At 67.2% G+C, this 20,691-nt stretch carries 20 protein-coding genes; 9 read left to right on the top strand and 11 right to left on the bottom strand.

The genetic code is table 11. The features are described from left to right. Window positions 1-88 precede the first annotated feature (88 nt). The 4 genes from BW41_RS00965 to BW41_RS00950 all read left to right on the top strand — a co-directional run bounded on the left by BW41_RS00965 (window position 89) and on the right by BW41_RS00950 (window position 4,279). Window positions 89-427 (top strand): P-II family nitrogen regulator, encoded by a 339-nt coding sequence (locus BW41_RS00965; protein WP_037530405.1) that lies wholly within the window; start codon window positions 89-91, stop codon window positions 425-427. Window positions 428-533: 106 nt separating this feature from the next. After that, window positions 534-1,946, top strand: a complete 1,413-nt coding sequence (gene glnA, locus BW41_RS00960; RefSeq protein ID WP_037530403.1) for a type I glutamate--ammonia ligase — start codon at window positions 534-536, stop codon at window positions 1,944-1,946. 123 nt (window positions 1,947-2,069) lie between these two features. After that, window positions 2,070-3,422 (top strand): glycoside hydrolase family 27 protein, encoded by a 1,353-nt coding sequence (locus BW41_RS00955; protein ID WP_037530402.1) that lies wholly within the window; start codon window positions 2,070-2,072, stop codon window positions 3,420-3,422. A 125-nt stretch (window positions 3,423-3,547) separates the two neighbouring features. Next, the gene (locus tag BW41_RS00950; protein ID WP_051583151.1) at window positions 3,548-4,279 is read left to right on the top strand and encodes a hypothetical protein; all 732 of its coding nucleotides are present in this window, start codon (window positions 3,548-3,550) and stop codon (window positions 4,277-4,279) included. Between the two features lie 16 nt (window positions 4,280-4,295). Here the strand turns inward: BW41_RS00950 and BW41_RS00945 are convergent, their stop codons facing one another. The 6 genes from BW41_RS00945 to rpiA form a co-directional block, all read right to left on the bottom strand. Beyond that, complete coding sequence (locus BW41_RS00945; protein ID WP_037530399.1) at window positions 4,296-5,042, bottom strand: HAD-IIB family hydrolase; 747 nt, start codon at window positions 5,040-5,042, stop codon at window positions 4,296-4,298. Then, window positions 5,039-5,869 (bottom strand): Cof-type HAD-IIB family hydrolase, encoded by an 831-nt coding sequence (locus BW41_RS00940; RefSeq protein WP_037530396.1) that lies wholly within the window; start codon window positions 5,867-5,869, stop codon window positions 5,039-5,041. The genes BW41_RS00945 and BW41_RS00940 overlap by 4 nt, the downstream gene beginning before the upstream one ends. After that, a complete protein-coding gene (gene gnd / locus BW41_RS00935) occupies window positions 5,866-6,849 on the bottom strand; it encodes a phosphogluconate dehydrogenase (NAD(+)-dependent, decarboxylating) (protein ID WP_037530394.1) in 984 nt (327 codons plus the stop codon). The genes BW41_RS00940 and gnd overlap by 4 nt, the downstream gene beginning before the upstream one ends. A 219-nt stretch (window positions 6,850-7,068) precedes the next feature. Continuing rightward, window positions 7,069-8,193, bottom strand: coding sequence for a transaldolase (tal, locus tag BW41_RS00930; protein ID WP_037530391.1), 1,125 nt, complete (start codon window positions 8,191-8,193; stop codon window positions 7,069-7,071). Continuing rightward, window positions 8,186-10,261 (bottom strand): transketolase, encoded by a 2,076-nt coding sequence (tkt, locus tag BW41_RS00925; protein WP_037530388.1) that lies wholly within the window; start codon window positions 10,259-10,261, stop codon window positions 8,186-8,188. The genes tal and tkt overlap by 8 nt, the downstream gene beginning before the upstream one ends. A gap of 71 nt (window positions 10,262-10,332) precedes the next feature. Next, complete coding sequence (gene rpiA, locus BW41_RS00920) at window positions 10,333-11,013, bottom strand: ribose-5-phosphate isomerase RpiA (RefSeq protein ID WP_037530386.1); 681 nt, start codon at window positions 11,011-11,013, stop codon at window positions 10,333-10,335. Window positions 11,014-11,184: 171 nt separating this feature from the next. Between rpiA and BW41_RS00915 the strand changes: the two genes are divergently transcribed. The 4 genes from BW41_RS00915 (at window position 11,185) to BW41_RS00900 (ending at window position 17,830) form a co-directional block, all read left to right on the top strand. Further along, the gene (locus BW41_RS00915) at window positions 11,185-12,420 is read left to right on the top strand and encodes an efflux RND transporter periplasmic adaptor subunit (RefSeq protein WP_443027632.1); all 1,236 of its coding nucleotides are present in this window, start codon (window positions 11,185-11,187) and stop codon (window positions 12,418-12,420) included. Between the two features lie 4 nt (window positions 12,421-12,424). Then, window positions 12,425-15,670: an efflux RND transporter permease subunit gene (locus tag BW41_RS00910; RefSeq protein WP_037530382.1), complete on the top strand. Its 3,246-nt coding sequence runs from the start codon at window positions 12,425-12,427 to the stop codon at window positions 15,668-15,670. Then, window positions 15,667-17,241, top strand: coding sequence for an efflux transporter outer membrane subunit (locus tag BW41_RS00905; RefSeq protein WP_037530380.1), 1,575 nt, complete (start codon window positions 15,667-15,669; stop codon window positions 17,239-17,241). Before BW41_RS00910 ends, BW41_RS00905 begins: the two co-directional genes overlap by 4 nt. A gap of 85 nt (window positions 17,242-17,326) precedes the next feature. Next, a complete protein-coding gene (locus tag BW41_RS00900; RefSeq protein WP_037530377.1) occupies window positions 17,327-17,830 on the top strand; it encodes a GNAT family N-acetyltransferase in 504 nt (167 codons plus the stop codon). Window positions 17,831-17,965: 135 nt separating this feature from the next. On the opposite strand, the gene BW41_RS00895 is transcribed toward BW41_RS00900, so the two are convergent. Next, entirely contained in the window at window positions 17,966-18,367 is a 402-nt protein-coding gene (locus tag BW41_RS00895; protein WP_051583150.1) for a phasin family protein, read from the bottom strand. A 137-nt stretch (window positions 18,368-18,504) separates the two neighbouring features. Here BW41_RS00895 and BW41_RS00890 point away from each other — a divergent pair, with 137 nt between their 5' ends. Continuing rightward, the gene (locus BW41_RS00890; RefSeq protein WP_037530372.1) at window positions 18,505-18,690 is read left to right on the top strand and encodes a hypothetical protein; all 186 of its coding nucleotides are present in this window, start codon (window positions 18,505-18,507) and stop codon (window positions 18,688-18,690) included. A 26-nt stretch (window positions 18,691-18,716) separates the two neighbouring features. On the opposite strand, the gene BW41_RS00885 is transcribed toward BW41_RS00890, so the two are convergent. From BW41_RS00885 to BW41_RS00870, 4 genes are read right to left on the bottom strand one after another with little or no spacing between them, the layout of a single operon-like run. Next, window positions 18,717-19,187, bottom strand: coding sequence for a hypothetical protein (locus BW41_RS00885; RefSeq protein ID WP_235199448.1), 471 nt, complete (start codon window positions 19,185-19,187; stop codon window positions 18,717-18,719). Next, on the bottom strand, window positions 19,184-19,651 hold the full coding sequence (locus BW41_RS00880; RefSeq protein ID WP_037530370.1) for a hypothetical protein: 468 nt from the start codon (window positions 19,649-19,651) through the stop codon (window positions 19,184-19,186). The genes BW41_RS00885 and BW41_RS00880 overlap by 4 nt, the downstream gene beginning before the upstream one ends. A gap of 45 nt (window positions 19,652-19,696) precedes the next feature. Next, window positions 19,697-20,062 carry a hypothetical protein gene (locus BW41_RS00875; RefSeq protein WP_037530368.1) on the bottom strand — a complete coding sequence of 122 codons (366 nt, stop codon included), beginning with the start codon at window positions 20,060-20,062 and terminating at the stop codon, window positions 19,697-19,699. 46 nt (window positions 20,063-20,108) lie between these two features. After that, the gene (locus BW41_RS00870) at window positions 20,109-20,651 is read right to left on the bottom strand and encodes a helix-turn-helix domain-containing protein (RefSeq protein ID WP_081792818.1); all 543 of its coding nucleotides are present in this window, start codon (window positions 20,649-20,651) and stop codon (window positions 20,109-20,111) included. Window positions 20,652-20,691 lie beyond the last annotated feature (40 nt).

The following is a 20,691-nucleotide window of genomic DNA, read 5'->3' as shown; positions in this document are numbered from 1 at the left end:
GAATCCCGGTTGCCCCGAAGGGTCAGGACTGGCACGTTTACTGCACCGCCCGCGCCAGACGCGCGGGATTTTCAGGGGGCGTATCGCGGTGAAGAAGGTCGAAGCCATCATCAAGCCATTCAAGCTGGATGAGGTGAAGGAGGCACTGCACGAGATCGGCGTGAGCGGCATCACCGTGACCGAGGCCAAGGGCTTCGGCCGCCAGAAGGGTCATACCGAACTCTACCGCGGCGCCGAATATGTCGTCGACTTCCTGCCCAAGGTGAAGCTCGAGGTGGTGGTCGAAGACGCCCTCGCCGACCGCGTCGTCGAGGCGATCGCCAATGCCGCGCAGACCGGCCGGATCGGCGACGGCAAGATCTTCGTCATCCCGGTCGAGGCAGCGCTTCGCATCCGCACCGGCGAGCGCGACGAAGCGGCGATCTGACAGCATCGTCATTTGACGCGGCGCAACATTCCATGTGAATGCGCCGCCGCGACGCAATTTCCTGCCCGGCATCGCCCGGGCCACGTAGCAGAGCAAGGGACCTGATATGGCTGCGACCGCCAACGACATCCTCAACAAGATCAAGGACGAAGAGATCGAGTGGGTCGATCTGCGCTTCACCGACCCGAAGGGCAAATGGCAGCATCTGACGATGGTCGCCGGCCTGATCGGCGAGGACGAGCTGACCGACGGCCTGATGTTCGACGGCAGCTCGATCGAGGGCTGGAAGGCGATCAACGAATCGGACATGGTGCTCAAGCCCGATCTCGACGCGGTCTACACCGATCCCTTCTCGGCGACGCCGATGCTGATCGTCTTCTGCGACGTCGTCGAGCCGTCGACCGGTGAACTCTATGCGCGCGACCCGCGCTCGACCGCCAAGCGCGCCGAGGCCTATCTCAAGACCACCGGGATCGGCGACACCGTCTACGTCGGCCCGGAAGCCGAATTCTTCATGTTCGACAACGTCCAGTTCGACACCAATTATGCGTCGTCCTACTTCAAGATCGACGATATCGAGCTGCCGACCAACACCGGTCGCGAATATGAGGGCGGCAACCTCGGCCACCGGCCGCGCGCCAAGGGCGGCTATTTCCCGGTCGCGCCGGTCGACAGCGCCGTCGACATCCGCGGCGAGATGGTCTCGACCATGCTCGAAATGGGCCTGCCCTGCGACAAGCATCACCATGAGGTGGCCGCTGCGCAGCACGAGCTCGGCCTGACCTTCGGCACGCTGACCACCACCGCCGACCGCATGCAGATCTACAAATATGTCGTGCATCAGGTCGCCCATGCCTATGGCAAGTCGGCGACCTTCATGCCCAAGCCGATCAAGGAAGATAACGGCTCGGGCATGCACACCCACTTCTCGATCTGGAACGGCAAGACGCCGCTGTTCGCCGGTGAGGGCTATGCCGGCCTGTCGGACATGTGCCTCTACTTCATCGGCGGCATCATCCGTCACGCCAAGGCGATCAACGCCTTCACCAACCCGACCACCAACAGCTACAAGCGGCTGGTGCCGGGTTACGAAGCGCCGGTGCTGCTCGCCTATTCGGCGCGCAACCGCTCGGCCTCGTGCCGCATCCCCTACGGCACCGGTCCGAAGGCGAAGCGCGTCGAGGTGCGGTTCCCGGACGCGATGGCCAATCCCTATCTCGCTTATGCGGCGCTGATGATGGCCGGGATGGACGGCATTCAGAACAAGATCCACCCCGGCGAGGCGATGGACAAGAACCTCTATGACCTGCCGCCCGCCGAACTGGCCCAGGTGCCGACCGTCTGCGGCAGCCTGCGCGAGGCGCTCGACAGCCTGGAAGCGGACCACGACTTCCTGCTCAAGGGCGACGTCTTCTCGAAGGATCAGATCGAGGCCTATGTCGAGATCAAGCGCGGCGAGGTCGCCCGCTGGGAGATGACGCCGTCGCCGGTCGAATATGACATGTACTATAGCGCCTGACCGCTGACCCGCACCGCGGTGGGGCCGACCCCCGCCGCGGCGCAAAAGGGCGGACAGGCCCGTCCGGATCGTCTACCAGAAGGCGCCCGCAACGCACGGGCGCCTTTGCTGTCCGGGGGGATCATGAGCCGTACATCTATCGACCGTCGCACGCTGATCGGCGCCGGCACGGCGCTCGCGGCCACGACCGCCCTCGCCGCGCGCGCAACGGCCGAACCGCCCGCCCCGGCCACGCTCGCACCGCGACCGCCGATGGGGTGGAACAGCTGGAACAGCTTCGCGACGACGATCAACGAGGCGCAGGCGCGCGAGACCGCGGCGATCATGCGCACGCAGCTGCTGCCCTTCGGCTACGACGTCTTCACCATCGACATCCAATGGTATGAGCCGGGTGCGTCGAGCTATACGTACAGCACCAGGCCGCAGCCGACGCTCGACGGCTATGGCCGGCTGCTCCCTGCCCCCAATCGCTTTCCGTCGAGCGCGGGGGGCAAGGGCTTCGCGCCGCTCGCCGCCGACGTCCATGCGATGGGGCTCAGGTTCGGCATCCACCTGATGCGCGGCATTCCGCGGCTGGCGGTCGAGCGCAACCTGCCCGTGCTCAATACCCGCTATCGCGCCCGCGACATTGCCGACACGGCGAGCATCTGCCCGTGGAACCCGGACATGTATGGCGTCGACATGCGCAAGCCCGGTGCGCAGGCCTATTATGACAGCGTCTTCGCGCTCTACGCGGGCTGGGGTGTCGATTTCGTCAAGATGGACGACATGAGCCGCCCCTATGATTCCCATGCGGCCGAGATCGAGGCGGCGCATGCCGCGATCCAGCATAGCGGCCGGCCGATCGTGCTCAGCCTGTCGCCGGGCGAAACGCCGGTGGCGCGCGCCGACCACGTCCGCCGCCATGCGCAGATGTGGCGGATCAGCGACGATTTCTGGGACGAATGGCCGATGCTGGAGGCGCAGTTCACGCGCCTCGAAAACTGGCATGCGGTCGACACGACGGGGGGCTGGCCCGATGCCGACATGCTGCCGCTCGGCCAATTGGCGCTCGGCGCACGGGCGACCAAATTCACTCCGGACGAGCAGCGGACGCTGATGACCCTGTGGTCGATCGCGCGGTCGCCGCTGATCATGGGCGGCGATCTGCGTCGGCTCGATGCGGCGACGCTGGCGCTGCTGACCAATCGGGCGGTGCTGGCGGTCAATCAGGCGAGCCGCGACAACCGCCCGCATTTCGTCGCGGACGGCACGCGCATCTGGTCGGCCCGCCCGATCACGGGCAGCGGCGTCTACGTCGCGCTGTTCAACACCACCGACAAGGCGCGCGAGGTGGCGGTGCCGCTGGCGATGCTCGGCCTCGCCGGATCGGCGGCGGCGGTCGATCTGTGGAGCGGCCGGTCGGTCGGCACCGCCAGCGACCAATTCCGCCAGACGATCCCGTCGCACGGCGCGGGCCTGTACCGGCTCGGCTGAGCCGCTCCCGAGTCGCCGGCCCCCACCAACGGACGGGCCGTCGCCGAATCAACGCGATACGCGGCCGCGCTGGACCTGACCGAATCGCCTTTGCATGATCGTCGCAAATCGATCGGGGGGCGATCATGGATGCCATTGCAGAACAATCCAGTCTCAGGCCGGAGCGGATCGCGCCGCCCAATGATGATGTCCGCGCGACGGTCCAGCACGTCCAGAAGATCGCGCTATGGATGCCGCGGGGGATCATCATCGTCTTCGTCGCGGTCCCGGTGCTCAGCGCCCTACTGCACGGTTCGATTGGCTGGGCCCTCTTTGGCGGCGTCATCAACTATCTGATTTCGCGACTGATCATCGCGGTTGTGACGCGTCTTTTCCTTCGTCCGACGATCAGGTTCCGCTATCGCGCCGCGGCGCAGACGCTGATGCGACAGGTCGATTCGCTTCCCGAACCGGCCAATCTGTCGATCAGCTGGTGGCAGGATACGCCCGGCGCCGCAGCGATCACCCGCGGGGGGCATGTCGTCATCACCGACTATGACACCGATTATCACCAGCTCTGGCTGAGCCGCGACCAGATCGTCCACGCCACGGTCGAACGCGAGGCGACGGTCTATACCGATACGCGGGAGGGCGGTCGGTTGACGCTCGGCGGCGTTTCGGGCGGCCTGTTCGGCGGCTATACGTTCGGCGGCAAGTCGCGGTCGGTGAGCACGACAATCGAGACCGCCTTCCTCGAAATCCGCTACCAGCTCGACCGCAACGGACCGGTCCGCACCTGCGTCATTCCGTTCGGCGAGGATCGCCGCTGCGCCGACGAGTGGCGCGCGACAATCGAGCGGCTCGAGGCCATCGCCTGAGCCGCCCGGTACCTATTTACTTCTGGCAGGCGACGATCGCGGTGACGACCGAGATCGTCTCTTCCGGGTCGCGGACGCGGACCGTATCGAGGCCAAGTTCCTTGGCGGGATAATCGTTGCCGCCCGGGAAGATGGCGTCGCCGATGAACATCATGCTATCCAGCGGAATACCGCTCTCGTCGCGCAGCTTCTTGAGACCATAGGCCTTGTCGACGCCTTCGCGCGTGATGTCGATCGAGGTGGCGCCGCCCATGTTGATCGACAGGCCCGGCAGGCGCTGCTTGAGATCGGCCTGGATGACCTTGCGCTTTTCGAACTTGGGGTCCCAATGCTCCTTTTCGGCGATCGGCGCTTCCTGGCCGAGCGCGGAGAAGGTGATCTGGCTGCCGCGATCCTCGATCCGCTCGCCCCAGGTCTTTTCCGGGGTGAAACCCGTCGCCGCGAGCGATTCGTCGAACGCCTTGAGGATCTTGGCCTTGGTCTCGTCGTCGAACAGCTCGGCGTAGACGGTGTTCCAGCTGCCGTCGCGATAGGTGTAGAGCTTGGTGCCGGTGGTCGGCATCAGCCACAGCTTGCTGAGATCGGCGCGCGCCGGCAGGCGGCTCGCGACCTGCTTCTGGAACTGCGGCCAGTCGCCACCCGAGATCACTGCGACATGCGCGACGCCGAGCAGGTCGGCGAGTGCCTCCCCCATCGGCTCCTGCAAGGGCTGCTTGCTCTCGGCCAGCGTTCCGTCGAGGTCGAAGGCAACCAGTTGTTTCATGCAACAGCTCCAATACGGGGAAAGATGATCGTGTCGATGGCGTGCGCGACGCCGTCCGCGTCATTGCCGCTCGTCACCGCATGAGCAATAGACTTTACCGGATCAGGCGCGTTTCCCATCGCGACAGAAAGGCCGGCGCGTTCCAACATTGGGACATCATTATATTGGTCGCCGAGTACCGCGATCGCTTCGAGCGGCTGATCGAAGGTCTTGGCGAGCGCGACCAGCCCTGCGCCCTTGTTGGCGGCGCGGGCGGTGACGTCGAGATAATAGACCTGGCTCTGCACGATCGTCGCATCGTCGCCATGCGCCGCCTTGCAGCGTTCGGCGAGGCGCGCGAGCATCGCCTCGTCGTCGCTGACGAAGGTGATCTTGTCGGCATGGTCGAGCAGCGCATCGAAATCGTCGGCGACGATCGGCTCCTGATTGGAGGCGCGCCGTTCGCTGTCGACATGCGCGCCGACGTCGGTCGAGGCATACCAAAGGTCGTCGGCGAAGACCCAGATGTCGGCGCCGCTGTCGGCGGCGATCCCCATCACGCCGCGCGTCACCGCCGCATCGACGCGATGCTGCTCGGCGATGCTGCCGTCCCGCCGGAAGATGATGCCGCCGTTGAACGCCGCCATCGGCGCGTCGATCGCCAGCTTTTCGGCGATCGGCATGATCCCCGACATCGGCCGCGCGCTGATCACGGTGAAGCCGATCCCGGCCTCCTCCAGCCGGCGCACTGCCGCGACGGTGGCCGGCGTGACCTGCTTGCTCTTGTCGACGAGCGTGCCGTCGATGTCCGACACGACGAGCCGGATCGGCGGTGCCTCACGGCTCACTGCGGCATCTCGACATGGCCGCCGAAGCCGAAGCGCATCGCCGACAGCACCTTGTCGCCGAACGTATGGTCAACCCGGCTGCGATAGCGCGCGAACAGCGATGCGGTGAGGACGTTGGCCGGCACCTTCTCTTCCATCGCGGCGTCGATCGTCCACTGGCCCTCGCCCGAATCGGCGACGCTGCCCGAAAAGCCTTCGAGCATGCCGTCCTTGGCGAGCGCGATCGCGGTGAGATCGAGCAGCCACGACGAGATGACGCTGCCGCGCCGCCAGACTTCGGCGATGTCGGTCAGGTTGAGGTCGAAGCGCTCGTCTTCGGGCAATTTGTCGCTGCTCTTCGACTTGAGGATGTCGAAGCCCTCGGCATAGGCCTGCATCAGGCCATATTCGATGCCGTTGTGAATCATCTTGACGAAATGGCCGGCACCGGCGGGACCGGCATGAATATAACCCTTCTCCGCCCGGGCATCGACCGCCTCGGCGACGCGCCCCGGCGTGCGCGGGATCGAGCCATAGCCGGGCGCAAGCGCGTCGAAGATCGGATCGAGCAGATTGACCGTCTCGACGTCGCCGCCGATCATCATGCAATAGCCGCGCTCCAGCCCCCAGACGCCGCCCGAGGTGCCGACGTCGACATAATGGACGCCCTTGTCGGCAAGCGCCTTGGCGCGGCGGATGTCGTCCTTGTAGAAGGTGTTGCCGCCGTCGATGATGATATCGCCGTCGCTTGCGCCCGCACCGATCGCCTGGATCGTCTCTTCGGTCGGGCCGCCGGCGGGCAACATCACCCACCAGATCGCCGGACTGCCGAGCTTGGCGCGCACGTCGTCGAGCGAATGCGCCGCCTCCGCGCCATCCTTGGCGAGAGCCGTCACCGCTTCGGCGCTGCGATCATAGGCGACCACCTCATGGCCGGCGTGCATCAGCCGGCGCGCGATATTGCCACCCATGCGGCCGAGGCCGATCAGTCCGATCTTCATGCTTGCTGTCCTGACACTGATTGTGATGTCGGTTAAACGGAGCGGTGGAGGATGAGTTGCGTTGCGCAACCTGCCGCACGCCGCCGAAGCTCGCCGCCGATCACAGCCCTGCCGCCGCGCCGCGACCATATCGCGGCGACGTCGGGCAGTGGCTGTGCGGGAAACCGGTGTATCCGCACCGGGCGGTCGCCCCGCCCTGGATCAGGACGGGGCGGCGGATCATGCCGTTGCCGGCTGCTTGGCGGCGATCGATCCGAGCAGATCGTCGAACGCCTTGGCGAAGGAGGCGACGCCCTGCTCGACCAACGTATCGGTCACGCCGGTCAGGTCGAGGCCAAGCCGGTCGACCTCGGCCAGCACGCGGCGGGCGTCGTCGACATCCTGTTCGAGCGTCGGCGCGACGGTGCCGCGTTCGCGGAAGGCGTCCATCGTCGCCGGCGGCATGGTGTTGACCGTGTCGCGGCCGATCAGCGTGTCGACGTAGAGCGTGTCGGGATAGGCCTTGTCCTTGACCCCGGTCGAGGCCCACAGCAGCCGCTGCGGCTGCGCGCCCTTGGCGGCGAGCGCCTGCCAGCGCTCGGACTTCTCGAAGTCGAGAAACCATTGATAGGCCATCTTGGCATTGGCGATCGCCACTTTGCCGCGCAGCCCCTTCAGCGTGTCCGCCTCGGGATCATTGTCGGCGACGCGGCGGTCGATCTCCTTGTCGATCACCGCGTCGATGCGGCTGACGAAGAAGCTGGCGACGCTGGCGATGCGGTCGATCGGCTGGCCCTGGCGGACGCGCTCTTCGAGGCCGGTGGCATAGGCCTCGGCGACGCGGATATAGGCCTCCTGCGAGAAGAGCAGCGTGACGTTGACGTTGATGCCCTTGGCAATCGTCGCGCTGATCGCCGGCGCGCCGGCGGGCGTACCGGGGATCTTGATCATCAGATTGGCGCGGTCGACCGCGTGCCACAGCTTCTCCGCCTCGGCGATCGTCGCGTCGGTATCGTCGGCGATGTACGGCGAGACTTCGAGGCTGACATAGCCGTCCTTCGAGTCGAGCCGGTCATACACCGGCTTGAGCGTCTCGGCCGCGGCCTTGATGTCCTGAATGGCGAGATGCTCGTAGCGATCGATCGTCGCCGCGCCGGGATTCTCCTTGTCGAAGGCGGCGAGCGTCTCGTCATAGGCATCGCCATGCCCCATCGCCTTTTCGAAGATCGACGGGTTGGAGGTGACGCCGGTCAGCGAATCCTCCTTGACCAACGTCTCGAGGCCGCCGGCCTCGAGAAACTTGCGATCGACGAAATCGAGCCAGACCGCGGTGCCCGCGGCGCTCAGGTCGTTGAGCTTACCCATTGTTGCTCTCCAGCATTTCGCGCGCCACCTTGACGACATTGTCGAGGGTGAAGCCGTATTTGTCCTGCAGCTTCGATATGGGGGCGGAGGCGCCGAACGTCGACATGGTGATCGTACGCCCCTTGAGGCCGACATAGCGATGCCAGCCCATCTCGCCCGCCTGCTCAACCGCGAGGCGCGAGGGCACCGACGACGGCAGCACGCTTTCCTTATAGTCTTCCGACTGGAGCTCGTAGCGATACCAGCTCGGCATCGAGACGACGCGGCTCTTGATGCCGTCCGCCGACAGCTTTTCGTGCGCCTGCACGACCAGCGACAATTCGCTGCCCGTCGCGATCAGGATCACCTCGGGCGTGCCTTCGCAATCGGCGAGGACGTAGCCGCCCTTGAGCGTGCCCTCGGCCGAGGCATATTTGCTGCGGTCGAGCGTCGGCAGCGCCTGGCGCGAGAAGATGAGCGCGGTCGGGCGGCTGGCGTCCTCCAGCGCGGCGCGCCAGCTGTAGGCGACCTCGTTGGCATCGCCCGGACGGATCGTGTCGAGGCCGGGGATCGCGCGCAGCGTCGCGAGATGTTCGATCGGCTGGTGGGTCGGGCCATCCTCACCGACGCCGATCGAATCATGGGTGAACACCCATACGCTGGCCAGCTCCATGATCGCCGACAGGCGGATCGGCGCGCGCATGTAATCGGCGAAGACGAGGAAGGTCGAGCCGTAGCCGCGCACGTGCGACAGCGTCATGCCGTTGACGACGCCGCCCATGCCGTGCTCGCGCACGCCGAAGTGGAAGTTCTGGCCGCCGTAATTGTTCGCCTCGAACGAGGGCGCGCCCTTGATGTCGGTCTTGGTCGACGGCGAGAGATCGGCCGAACCGCCGATCAGCCACGGCACCCGCTTGGCGAGCGCGTTGAGCACCTTGCCGCCCGAATCGCGGCTCGCCATGCCCTTTTCGTCGGCGGGGAAGTCGGGAATGTCCGCATCCCAGCCCTCGGGCAGCTCGTCCTTGAGCATCAGCGCGAGCTCGGCGCCGAGCTCCGGATTGGCCTCGCGATAGCGCGCGAAGGTCGCTTCCCATTCCTCGCGCAGCGCGCCGCCGCGCCCGGCGATCGCGTCGTGGAAATGCTCGGCGACGCCTTCGGGGATGTAGAAATCCTTGTCCTCGGGCCAGCCATAGGCCTTCTTGGTGGCGCGGACGTTATCCTCGCCGAGCGGCTCGCCATGCGCCTTCTCGCTGCCCGCCTTGGGGCTGCCCCAGCCGATCACCGAATGGACGACGATGAAGGTCGGCTTGTCGTCGGTCGCCTTGAACGTCTCGATCGCCTTTGCGAAGGCCTTGGTGTCGTTGGCATCGTCGAGGTGGATGACGTTCCAGCCATAGGCCTGGAAGCGCAGCCCGACATCCTCGTCGAAGGCGAGATCGGTGCCGCCCTCGATCGAGATATGGTTGCTGTCGTAGATCCAGCAGAGATTGGACAGCTTGAGGTGACCGGCGAGGCTGGCCGCCTCGGCGGCCACGCCCTCCATCATGTCGCCGTCGCCGCACAGCGTATAGACGTCATGGTCGAACAGCGTGAACTCGGGACGGTTGTAGCGCGCGGCGAGCCAGCGCTCGGCGATCGCCATGCCGACCGAATTGGAGCAACCCGCACCCAGCGGCCCGGTCGTCGTCTCGACACCGGTGGTATGGCGGAACTCGGGATGGCCCGGCGTGCGCGACGACAGCTGGCGGAAGCCCTTGAGATCGTCGAGGCTGAGCGCCGGGCGGCCGGTCTTGTTGCCGTCCGCGTCGATCTCCTCGATCCCGGCGAGGTGGATCAGGCTGTACAGCAGCATCGAGGCGTGGCCCACCGACAGCACGAAGCGGTCGCGGTTGGGCCAGTCGGGCTTGGCCGGATCGTAGCGCAGGAATTGCGACCAGAGGGTGTAGCCGACCGGGGCGAGCGCCATCGGCGTGCCGGGGTGACCCGAATTGGCTTTCTGCACCGCGTCCATCGACAGGGTGCGGATGGTATCGATGGTGAGGCGTTCCAGCGAACCGTCTTCGTGGATCGCGGTGTTGGTATCGGTCATGGGATTAAAGGCCCTCGCTCTTACCCTGCGTCGAACGCCTGCACGCCCGATCTGTTGCGGTACGGCAGGCCTTAGCCGGAGTAATCCCCCCGTTCCAGCCGCGAAACGGTCCCGTTTTGCGCAAAATAGGCGGCATCGACTTCGTCGAGGAACAGGCCGTGGCCGAGCACGCCGGGGATCGCCGCCAAACGCGACGCCACCGTGCGCGGATCGCCGAGATCGATCCGGCAGTCGGCAATATAATTCCCGTTATCCGTGACATAGGGCTCATGCTCACCGCCGCGCAGCACCGCCCCCGCGCCCAGCGCCGCGAGCACCGAGGCGCGCGCGAACGGCAAGATCTCGACCGGCACCGGCGGCCCTGCGTCGATCGCGGCGACGCGCTTGCTGCCGTCGGCGATGACGACCATCCGGTCGGAGGCGGCGGCGACCACCTTCTCGCGCAGCATCGCGCCGCCGCCGCCCTTGATCGCGAAGAACCGCGGGTCGATCGCATCGGCGCCGTCGATGGTCAGGTCGAGCCGCGGCACGTCGGCGAAGTCGAGCATTGCGATGCCGAGCCGCCGGGCAAGCGCCTCGCTGGCGCGCGACGTGGCGACGGCGTGGATGCGCAGCCCCTGCGCGACATGCGCGCCGATCGCTTCGATCGCATGGGTGGCGGTGGAGCCGGTGCCGAGCCCGACGAGCATGCCGTCGACGACCTCGGCCGCCGCCGCCGCGCCGGCAAGCGCCTTGTCCCGATCATCCGTCATGTCCCGATCCTTCCCGCACTGCGACAATTTGCGACATTAATAACGCGGCACTCGGGTTGCATTTCCGCCGCGTTCGCCGCCAATGGGCCAGCAAGAGCAACCAATCGTCGGGCCGCGCATTGTCGCGCTGGTCCCGGCTGCGCGAGCCGAGATACCATCCGGGTGACATACTTGACGACATTTGCGTTTCGGGGCCGCCGGTTGGGTGCCGGCACGGCGGTCGCCGCAGTGATTCTCAGCCTCGCCGCCTGCGGCGGGGGCGGTGATTCGAACGCCAAGGGCAAGGGCGGCGCAGGCGGTCCCGGCAAGGGTCCGACCACGGTCGGCTATGTCGTCGTCCAGCCGACGCAGGCGGCGATGGTCACCGAACTGGCGGCGCGTACCAACGCCTATGAAAGCTCGGACGTCCGGCCGCAGGTCAACGGCATCATCCGCCGCCGCTTCTTCACCGAAGGCTCGCTGGTGAAGCGCGGCGAGCCGCTCTACGAGATCGACCCCCGCCTCTACCGCGCCGCGGTCAACGAGGCGCAGGCCAATCTGCAAAGCGCGCGCGCCAATCAGGAAGCGCAGCGCGTGCAGGCCGAACGCTACAAGCCGCTCGCCGCGATCCAGGCCGTGTCGCAGCAGGAATATACCAACGCCGTCGCCACCGCGCGACAGGCGACCGCCTCGGTCGCGCAGACCAGCGCGGCGCTGGAGACGGCGCGGATCAACCTCAAGTTCACCACCGTGCCGGCGCCGATCAGCGGCCGGATCGGCCGGTCGCTGTTCACCGTGGGCGCGCTCGTCTCGGCGAGCCAGACCGATCCGCTCGCGCAGATCCAGCGGCTCGATCCGATGTTCGTCGACATCCAGCAATCCGCCGCCGACATGCTCGCGCTGCGCCGCAGCCTGTCGCAGAACGGCATCGTCCCGACGCGCGCGCAGGTCCGCCTGACGCTCGAGGACGGCAGCGACTATGGCCAGACCGGCAGCGTCGAATTCTCCGAAGCCCTGGTCAACACCGAAACCGGCACGGTGACGCTGCGCGCCAGCATCCCCAATCCGCAAGGGTTGCTGCTGCCCGGCATGTTCGTCCGCGCCAAGTTCGCGCAGGCGATCAACCAGCGCGCCTTCCTCGTGCCGCAGGAGGCGCTGAGCCGCGACGCCAAGGGCAATGCGACGGTGATGCTGGTCGGACCGAACAACAAGACGGTGCAGAAGTCGGTCACCGCGTCGCGCACGCAGGGACGCTATTGGGTGGTGACGAGCGGGCTCAACCCCGGCGACAAGATCATCACGCAGGGGCTCAACAACCTCAAGCCCAACGCGCAGGTCAAGGCGGTGCCGGCGAACAGCCCGCAGGTGGTCAAGCCGCCGCAGGGCAAGGACGCACAGCAGGGTAACACCCAAAGCAAGGCGGGCTGACCCCGTGATCAGTCGCATCTTCATCGATCGCCCGATCTTCGCCTGGGTGCTGGCGATCATCGTCATGCTCGCCGGCGTCGGCTCGATCCTCAGCCTGCCGATCGCGCAATATCCCGACGTCGCGCCGCCGCAAGTCTCGATCCGCGCGACCTTCCCCGGCGCGAACGCGCAGACGCTGCAGAATTCGGTGACGCAGGTCATTGAACAGCAGCTGACCGGCATCGACGGCCTGCTTTATTTCAGCTCCTCCTCGTCGAGCCGCGGCCAGGTGACGATCACCGCGACCTTCGAAAAGGGCACCGATCCCGACATCGCGCAGGTCCAGGTGCAGAACCAGGTGCAGCAGGGCGTCGCGCGCCTGCCGCAGCAGGTGCAGCAACAGGGTCTCGTCGTCCGCAAGTCCAACCCGGACAATCTGCTGATCGTCGGCGTCTATGACGAGACCGACCAGCGCACCAACATGGACGTGTCAGACTATCTCGTCTCCAATCTGCAGGACCCGCTCGGGCGCGTGCAGGGCGTCGGCGACGTCAACGTCTTCGGCTCGCAATATGCGATGCGCATCTGGCTCGATCCGGCGCGGCTGGCGAGCTATTCGCTGATCCCGAGCGACGTCACCACCGCGATCCAGAACCAGAATACCGAGGTCGCCGCCGGCGAGATCGGCGGCCTGCCGTCGAGCAGCGAGCAGATGCTCAACGCCACCGTCACCGCCCAGTCGCGGCTCCAGACGCCCGAGCAATTCCGCCAGATCATCGTCAAGACGCTGCCGACCGGCGCCACCGTGCGCCTGTCCGACGTCGCGCGGATCGAGCTCGGCGCGGAAAGCTATGCCTCGGTCAGCCGGATCAACCGCCATCCCGGCGCGGGTATCGCCGTGCTGCTCGCCCCCGGCGCCGACGCGCTGGCGACCGCCGAACTGGTCAAGGCGGAGGTGGCGCGCGTCGCCAAGACCTTCCCGCCCGGCCTCAAGGTCGCTTATGCCAACGACACCACCGCGTTCATCCAGCTGTCGATCGAAGAGGTGGTCAAGACGCTGATCGAGGCGGTGATCCTCGTCGTCATCGTCATGTTCGTCTTCCTGCAGAGCTGGCGCGCGACGCTGATCCCGACGATCGCCGTGCCGGTGGTGCTGCTCGGCACCTTCGCGGTGTTCAAATTCGCCGGTTTCTCGATCAACACGCTGACCCTGTTCGGCCTCGTCCTCGCCATCGGCCTGCTCGTCGACGACGCGATCGTCGTCGTCGAGAACGTCGAGCGGTTGATGGAAGAGAATCCGGAGATGAGTCCGCGCGAAGCGACGATCGAGTCGATGAACGAGATCACCGTCGCGCTGATCGCCATCGCGCTGGTGCTGTCGGCGGTGTTCCTGCCGATGGCCTTCTTCGGCGGCTCGACCGGGGTGATCTACCGGCAATTCTCGCTGACCATCGTCGCGGCGATGGTGCTGTCGGTGCTCGTCGCGCTGATCCTCAGCCCGGCGCTCACCGCCTCGCTGCTCAAGCAGAAGGCGCAGGAGGCCGACGAGGCACAGGGCTTCAAGCGGCGGTTTCCGCGCGTCGCCGGCTGGGGGACCAAGGCCTCCCACTGGTTCAACACCAATTTCGATCGCGGCGTCGAGCGCTACACCAATGCGGTGCGCGCGGTGGTCGATCGCAAGTGGCTGTTCCTGCTGATCTATGTCGGCGTCGTCGCGCTGTTGGCGATCCTCTTCCTGCGGCTGCCGACCGGCTTCCTGCCGACCGAGGACCAGGGGTCGGCGATCGTCCAGTTCCGCCTGCCGGCCGGCGCGACACAGGCGCGGACGCTCCAGGTGCAGAAGCAGGTCGAGAATTACTTCGTCCAGAACGAGGGCAAGAACAGCTCCGTGCTGTTCACCGTCGCCGGCGGCGGTTCGGGTTCGGCCGGGCAGAATACCGGCCAGGGCTTCCTCAACTTCGTCGACTGGTCGGAACGCAAGGGCAAGGAGAACACCGCCGACGCGATCACCGGCCGCGCCTCCGCCGCCTTCCGCGGGCTGCGCGATGCGCAGGTGTTCGCGCTGGTGCCGCCGGCGGTGCGCGGGCTCGGCCAGTCGGACGGCTTCACGATGGAGTTGCAGAACACCGGCGGCCTGTCGCAGCAGCAGTTCAACGACGCGCGCGACAAACTGCTCGCCATGGCCAATGCCGATCCGGTGCTCGCCTCGGTCCGTCTCACCGAATTGCCCGACATCGCGACGCTGCGCGTCGACATGGACCAGCAGAAATTGTCGGCGCTCGGCCTGACCCAGAGCAACGCCAATGCGACGCTGACCACCGCCTGGGGCGGTACCTATGTCAACGACTTCATCGACCGCGGCCGCGTCAAGCGCGTCTACGTCCAGGGCGACGCACAGTATCGCGCCGAGCCCGAGGATCTGAAGGACTGGTTCGTCCGCGGTTCGAACGGCCAGATGGTGCCATTCTCCTCCTTCTCGCGCACCGGCTGGGCGACCGCGCCGACGACGCTTTCCCGCTTCAACGGCATTTCGTCGTTCGAATATCAGGGTTCGGCGGCGCCGGGCAAAAGCTCGGGCGACGCGATGGCGCGGATGGCGGAGCTGGCCGCGAAGATCCCCGGCACCTCGGTGAGCTGGGCCGGCCTGTCCTATCAGGAACGGCTGTCGTCGGGGCAGGCGCCGCTGCTCTACGGTCTGTCGATCCTCGTCGTCTTCCTCTGCCTCGCGGCCTTGTATGAGAGCTGGTCGATCCCGTTCGCGGTGCTGCTCGTCATCCCGCTCGGGCTGATCGGCGCGATCGCCTTCGTCACGCTGCGCGGGCTGACCAACGACGTCTATCTCCAGATCGGACTGCTGACGACGATGGGTCTCGCCGCCAAGAATGCGATCCTGATGATCGAGTTCGCCGAACAGGCCGAACGCAAGGGTGCGCGCGTGTTCGACGCGGCGCTGGAAGCCGCGAAGATCCGCCTGCGGCCGATCCTGATGACCAGCTTCGCCTTCATCTTCGGCGTGCTGCCGCTGGCGATCTCGACCGGGGCGGGCGCGAACAGCCGCATCGCGATCGGTACCGCGGTGATCGGCGGGATGCTCTCGGCGACCTTCCTCGCGATCTTCTACATTCCGCTGTTCTTCGTGCTGGTCCGCCGCGGCGTGCGCGACGGGCTCGCCAAGATGCGTGGTCGTCCGACCGGGCATCAGGGCGGCAAGGTCGACAAGGAACCGCCTGCCCCGCCGATGCCGCCCGCCGAGCCGGAGCCTGCCCGATGAGCCGCCCGATCCTCGCCGCGGCGCTCGCCGCGACCGCACTCGCGGGCTGTTCGATGGAGCCCAAATACGTCCGGCCGGAGATGCCGGTGCCGACCTCCTGGCCGGTCGGCGACGTCTACCTGAAGCAGAGCGAAGCGGCGCTTCCCGCCTTCACCTATCGCGACATCTTCAAGGATCCGCGGCTTCAGACCCTGATCGATCAGGCGCTGGTCAACAATCGCGACCTGCGGGTCGCCGCCGCCAACATCACTGCGGCGCGCGCGCAATATCGCATCCAGCGCGCGGACCTGTTCCCCGCGGTCGATGCGACCGGGCGCTATTCGCTGTCGGGCGGCGGCAATGGCGTGCGCAATACCGCGAGCAGCGGCAGCACCAACACGGGCACGGGCACGAGCACCGGCAATACGGGCACCGGGACCGGAACCGGCACGGGGGTCGGCACCGGGACGGGATCGACCGGAACGGTGACGACGACCAGTTCGAGCAACAGCGCCTTTTCCGCGCAGCTCGGCGTCACGGCCTTCGAGCTCGATCTGTTCGGCCGCGTCCGTTCGCTGTCGCGCGCCGCGCTCGATCGCTATTTCGCCACCGAGGCCGCGGCGCGGGCGACACGGCTGACGCTGGTCGGGGACATCGCCGACGCCTGGCTGACCTATGCCGCCGATCGCAGCCTGCTCAAGGTGGCGCAGGATACCGCGACCAGCGCGCAGACCAGCGTCCGCCTCACCCGCGCCCGGCTGGAGGGCGGGATCAGCGCCCGCACCGACGTGCGTCAGGCCGAACAGATCCTCGAAACCGCCAACGCCGATCTCGCCGAGCAGCGGACGTTGGTGGCGCAGGACGTCAACGCACTGCAACTGCTCGTCGGCGCGCCGATCGACCCCGCGCTGCTGCCGGCATCGATCGATCAGGCGCAGGCGACGATCGCGACATTGCCGGCGGGGCTGGACAGCGGCGTCTTGCTGCGTCGACCCGATGTCGTGCAGGCGGAATATACGCTGCGCGCCTATAATGCCGAGATCGGCGCGGCGCGGGCGGAGCTGTTCCCGCGTATCTCGCTGACCGGGCTGGTCGGGTTCGCGAGCACCGCGCTGCGCACGCTCTTCGCCGGCGGGGCGTTCAGCTATTCGGCGGCGCCGTCTATCAGCTACCCGATCTTCCAGGCGGGCGCGGGCCGCGCCAACGTCCGCTATACGCAGGCGCAGCGCGACGCGGCGCTCGCCACCTACGAAAAGACGATCCAGACCGCCTTCCAGGAGACGGCCGACGCGCTCGCGCGGCAGGGCACGATCGCCGACCAGTTGCGCGCGCAGACCAATTTCCAGGTCGCCGCGGCGGATACGCTGCAACTGGTCAACGCGCGCTATCAGGGCGGCATCGACACCTTCCTGTCGAGCCTCGACGCGCAGCGCTCGCTCTACACCGCGCAGCGCACGCTGATCACGACGACGCTGACCGGCGCGAGCAACCGGGTGACGCTGTACCGCGTGCTCGGCGGCGATTCGACACTGGACGCGCGGGCGAGCGGCCCGGTGCCGGTGACTCCGACCGGTGTGCCGCGACCCGACTGATCCCTCGCCGACGGTGCAATCGCCTTTCGACAATCCGGCTGTATCAGGCATATAGACGCGGCCTGATCCAGCCGGAGCGTTCCCGATGAGCCATACGATCCGCCGCTTCCGCCCGACCGACGATGCGGCGATGCTCGCCTTCGCCGCGACGCTGCCCGAACATGATCTGCTCTTCCTTGGCCGCGACCTGCGCCACGAGCGCGTCATCGAGGCATGGCAGCAGGCGGTGGGCGAAGGCTGGATCGACAGCCTCGTCGCGGAGGACGACGGGCGGATCGTCGCGACCGGCGCGCTGGTGCGCGATCCGCTCGGGTGGAGCGGCCATGTCGGCGAGATCCGGCTGCTCGTCGCCCCCGACCGCCGCGGCGCGGGGCTCGGCGGCGACCTGCTCGAGGCGCTGCTCGCGATCGCCCATGCGCACGGCCTCGCCAAGCTGAGCGCGACGATGACGCCCGACCAGACCGCCTCGATCGCGCTGTTCGAGGGGCTGGCGTTCCGACGCGAGGCGCTGCTCACGGATCATGTCAAAGGTCGCGATGGCGTCGCCCATGACCTGCTGATCCTGGCGCGGGCGGTGCCGACGGCCTGATATCGCCGCGGAGGGCGGCCTTCCGCTTTTGCCGACAGGTGGCCGATACCCCGGCCCGCCCGGCGGGGCCGGAGCAGACATTCACCCGAGGAGGCGAAGCCGTGCGAAGCTTGCCCCCCGGGAATAACGCGAAACTCAGCCTTGGTCGGGCTTGCCCCCGCGCAGCGGTGCGACCGCCTCGCGGCCGAACTGCATGATCAACTCGCCCATCTCACGCGCCTGGTTCATCGATCGCTGGCCCTGTTCGCGCAGATATTCGCCCTGGATGCGCATCACCTCGCTGAGGTCCTTGGCCTTGGCGGCTTCACGCATCGCGTCGAACGCCTCGCGCGAATTCTGCTCGGCCTGTTCGATGATCTTGAGGCCGATCGCCGCGCCATTGTCGGCGGCCTTCTGGCCCGAGGCGCGCATCGCCTCGCCGGCGCGACGGGCGGGATCGATGACATGTTCGGCGAAGCCGGCGCGTGCGGTTTCGGCGGCATCACGCATCGCATCGGCACCCTGCGCGGCGCCCGCGCCTGCATTATCCTCGGCCATCAGTCGCAATCCTCTCATCTTGGGACGACGGATCGGTCGTCCGTTCAGTTACCAGTCTGTGAACGTGTGATAGGGAGCTTGGCTCCGGCGCCGCGACCCGTGTTGGCGTATCCGCGCGTCGGCAGAAGGCAAGGCGTATGTCGACGAATCAAGACCCCATCCCGCCCCGGATCCGCGCGGAACTGCTGCAACGCGCGATCGGCCTCGGCGAGGAGCTCATCCGCCTGTCCGACGATCTCGGCCTGACCGTCGCCGGGCTGCACGTCTGCCAGGGCGTCGAGATGATGCGCGAAGAGGCCGACCGGCTGCTCGGCGAGGGATAGGAGCGGGCATAGCGCGCCGCCCCAGGCTAGGCCGCGGCGATGCAGCGCAGGGTCAGCATCACCCCTTCGTCGGTGAGCGCGACCGGGCAGGCTTCGGGCGCATGCGGGTCGCAGCGGATCACGTCGCGCGCGGCGAGCGCGAGCAGCCAGCGCCGGCCGACGGTGTGGCGCACCCCCGCCTCGGCCAGCAGGGTACGGCCGTCGATCACCCGCCCTTCCTCATAGGCGATGAACAGGATCAGCAGCAGGTCCCATCCCGGCTCGCCGAACAGTTCGGCGAGCGAGCCGGCCGCCGCATTGCGGCTGCGACGCTGGGCAAGCAGCGCGCGGGCACGTTCGGCGTCGTCGGGCTCCTCCGGTCCGGTGAGGGCGGTGGCGACGATCTCGCCGCGCCCCAGCGCGACCAGCGCGCGCAGGCGCGAAATCGCAGCGGCGAGCCGTTCATGGCTTTCGCGGTCGCGTTCGGGCCAGCGCCACAGACGGATATCCGGCGTCATTGCGACTCAGCGTCCGCAGGCCGCACCGGCGACCAGTCGCGATCGCTGCCGAACAGCGCCAGACGGTGGCGGTGGCGGATCACGCCGAGCGCGAGCAGCACCAGCATCGGATAGGCGATCTTGGCGCTCGCGCCGGCATACATCCACGGCACGAGCGTGGGATCGAGCGCCTTGACGCCGTGGATCGCGATGGTGAGCAGGTGCAGCGCGCTGACGTAGAGCGGCCAGAAGCGGTCGGCGCGCAGCGCGATGCCGACCAGCGCGAGCAGGACGAGACAGTCGATCGCCAGGATGCGCAGATGCACGGTGTGATAGCTGACGTTGGGCTGGAAAGGCAGCAGGAAGGTCATCGTCGCGCCCCCCAGGAAGACCGCCGCGGTCCAGCGTTCGGGCGCGCCCCCCGCCGCCAGGGCATAGAGGCACGCACCGAACAGGATCAGATTGAAGACGAGGATATGTGTCATGACTTGGCCGGCCAAAGGAGCGATCTGGTGGCCAAGCCATGACACTCAGGCGGCGACGCGCAGATGACTGGCATCGACGCCCGACGGGATGACATCCGGCTTCGGCTGTTCATCGCCGAAACTGGTCTCATACCCGATCTGGCGACCAAGTTTCTCGATGACGCGATGGCCGGCGACCGTATGGCCGCGCGCTGCGCCGATGGCGAGGATCGCCTGGCCGAATACCTCGAACGCCTGCTGCCCGGCGATCGCCGGCAGTCTGGCGGCGCTGCGGGCGCGGGGCAAGGCGGCGAGCAGTTCGCCGCCGGTGGCGAAGGCCTCGTCGAGCTGCGTTTCGAGCCGCCACAACAAGGCGGCGACCGCATCGGCGGCGAGTTCGGCATTGGCATAGACGGGATTGTTCTGCGACATGACCACCCTTCCCCCTGCGCACCCCGGTCGGGGCGCCTGCTGTAGGTCAGGACAGGCGCTGCGTGATCGCCGCGATCAGGCCGGTGAGGACCTGGAGCCCGGTCATCAACATGCCGAACCCGATGGCGATGCTGATGGCGATGGCGGGTATCCAGATCAACCGGCCGCCGATCGTCAGATCATTGCCCCGCTGTCCCTTCCGCCGGATGGGCATCGATAGTCCCGGGAAGCGCTGCGCTGGCAATCGCTCCCCGGAACCCCCCGGTGCCCTGACGATCCTGTCGTCCGGCGTCACCGGCATTGGCGGATCGGCGGGGGGATCGGCTAGCCGTGCAGAATGCCCCCCCATTTTATCGGGGGCGTCGGCGGGCGTGTCGGAGGCGTCTTCATGCGCGGCGAGCTGGAGCGCGGCGTCGCGGCGATTGCGCGCGCCGAGCACCTTGACCGCCTCGGTCAGATATTTGTCGACGGTGCTCTTTTCGATGCCGAGTTCCTCGGCGATCTCCTTCGACCCCTTGAGTTCACGCACGCCGCGAAGGCATTCGCGGTGGCGGCGCGTCAGGCGGTGGAACGGAATAGCGTCAGTCACACTCCCCTGTCTCGCGGGACGCGCGGCGACGCAAGCGCTT

The sequence above is a fragment of the Sphingomonas sp. RIT328 genome (genome assembly GCF_000632225.1).
Taxonomy (GTDB): Bacteria; Pseudomonadota; Alphaproteobacteria; order Sphingomonadales; family Sphingomonadaceae; genus Sphingomonas; species Sphingomonas kyungheensis.
This window is presented reverse-complemented; position numbering and strand designations above follow the sequence as displayed.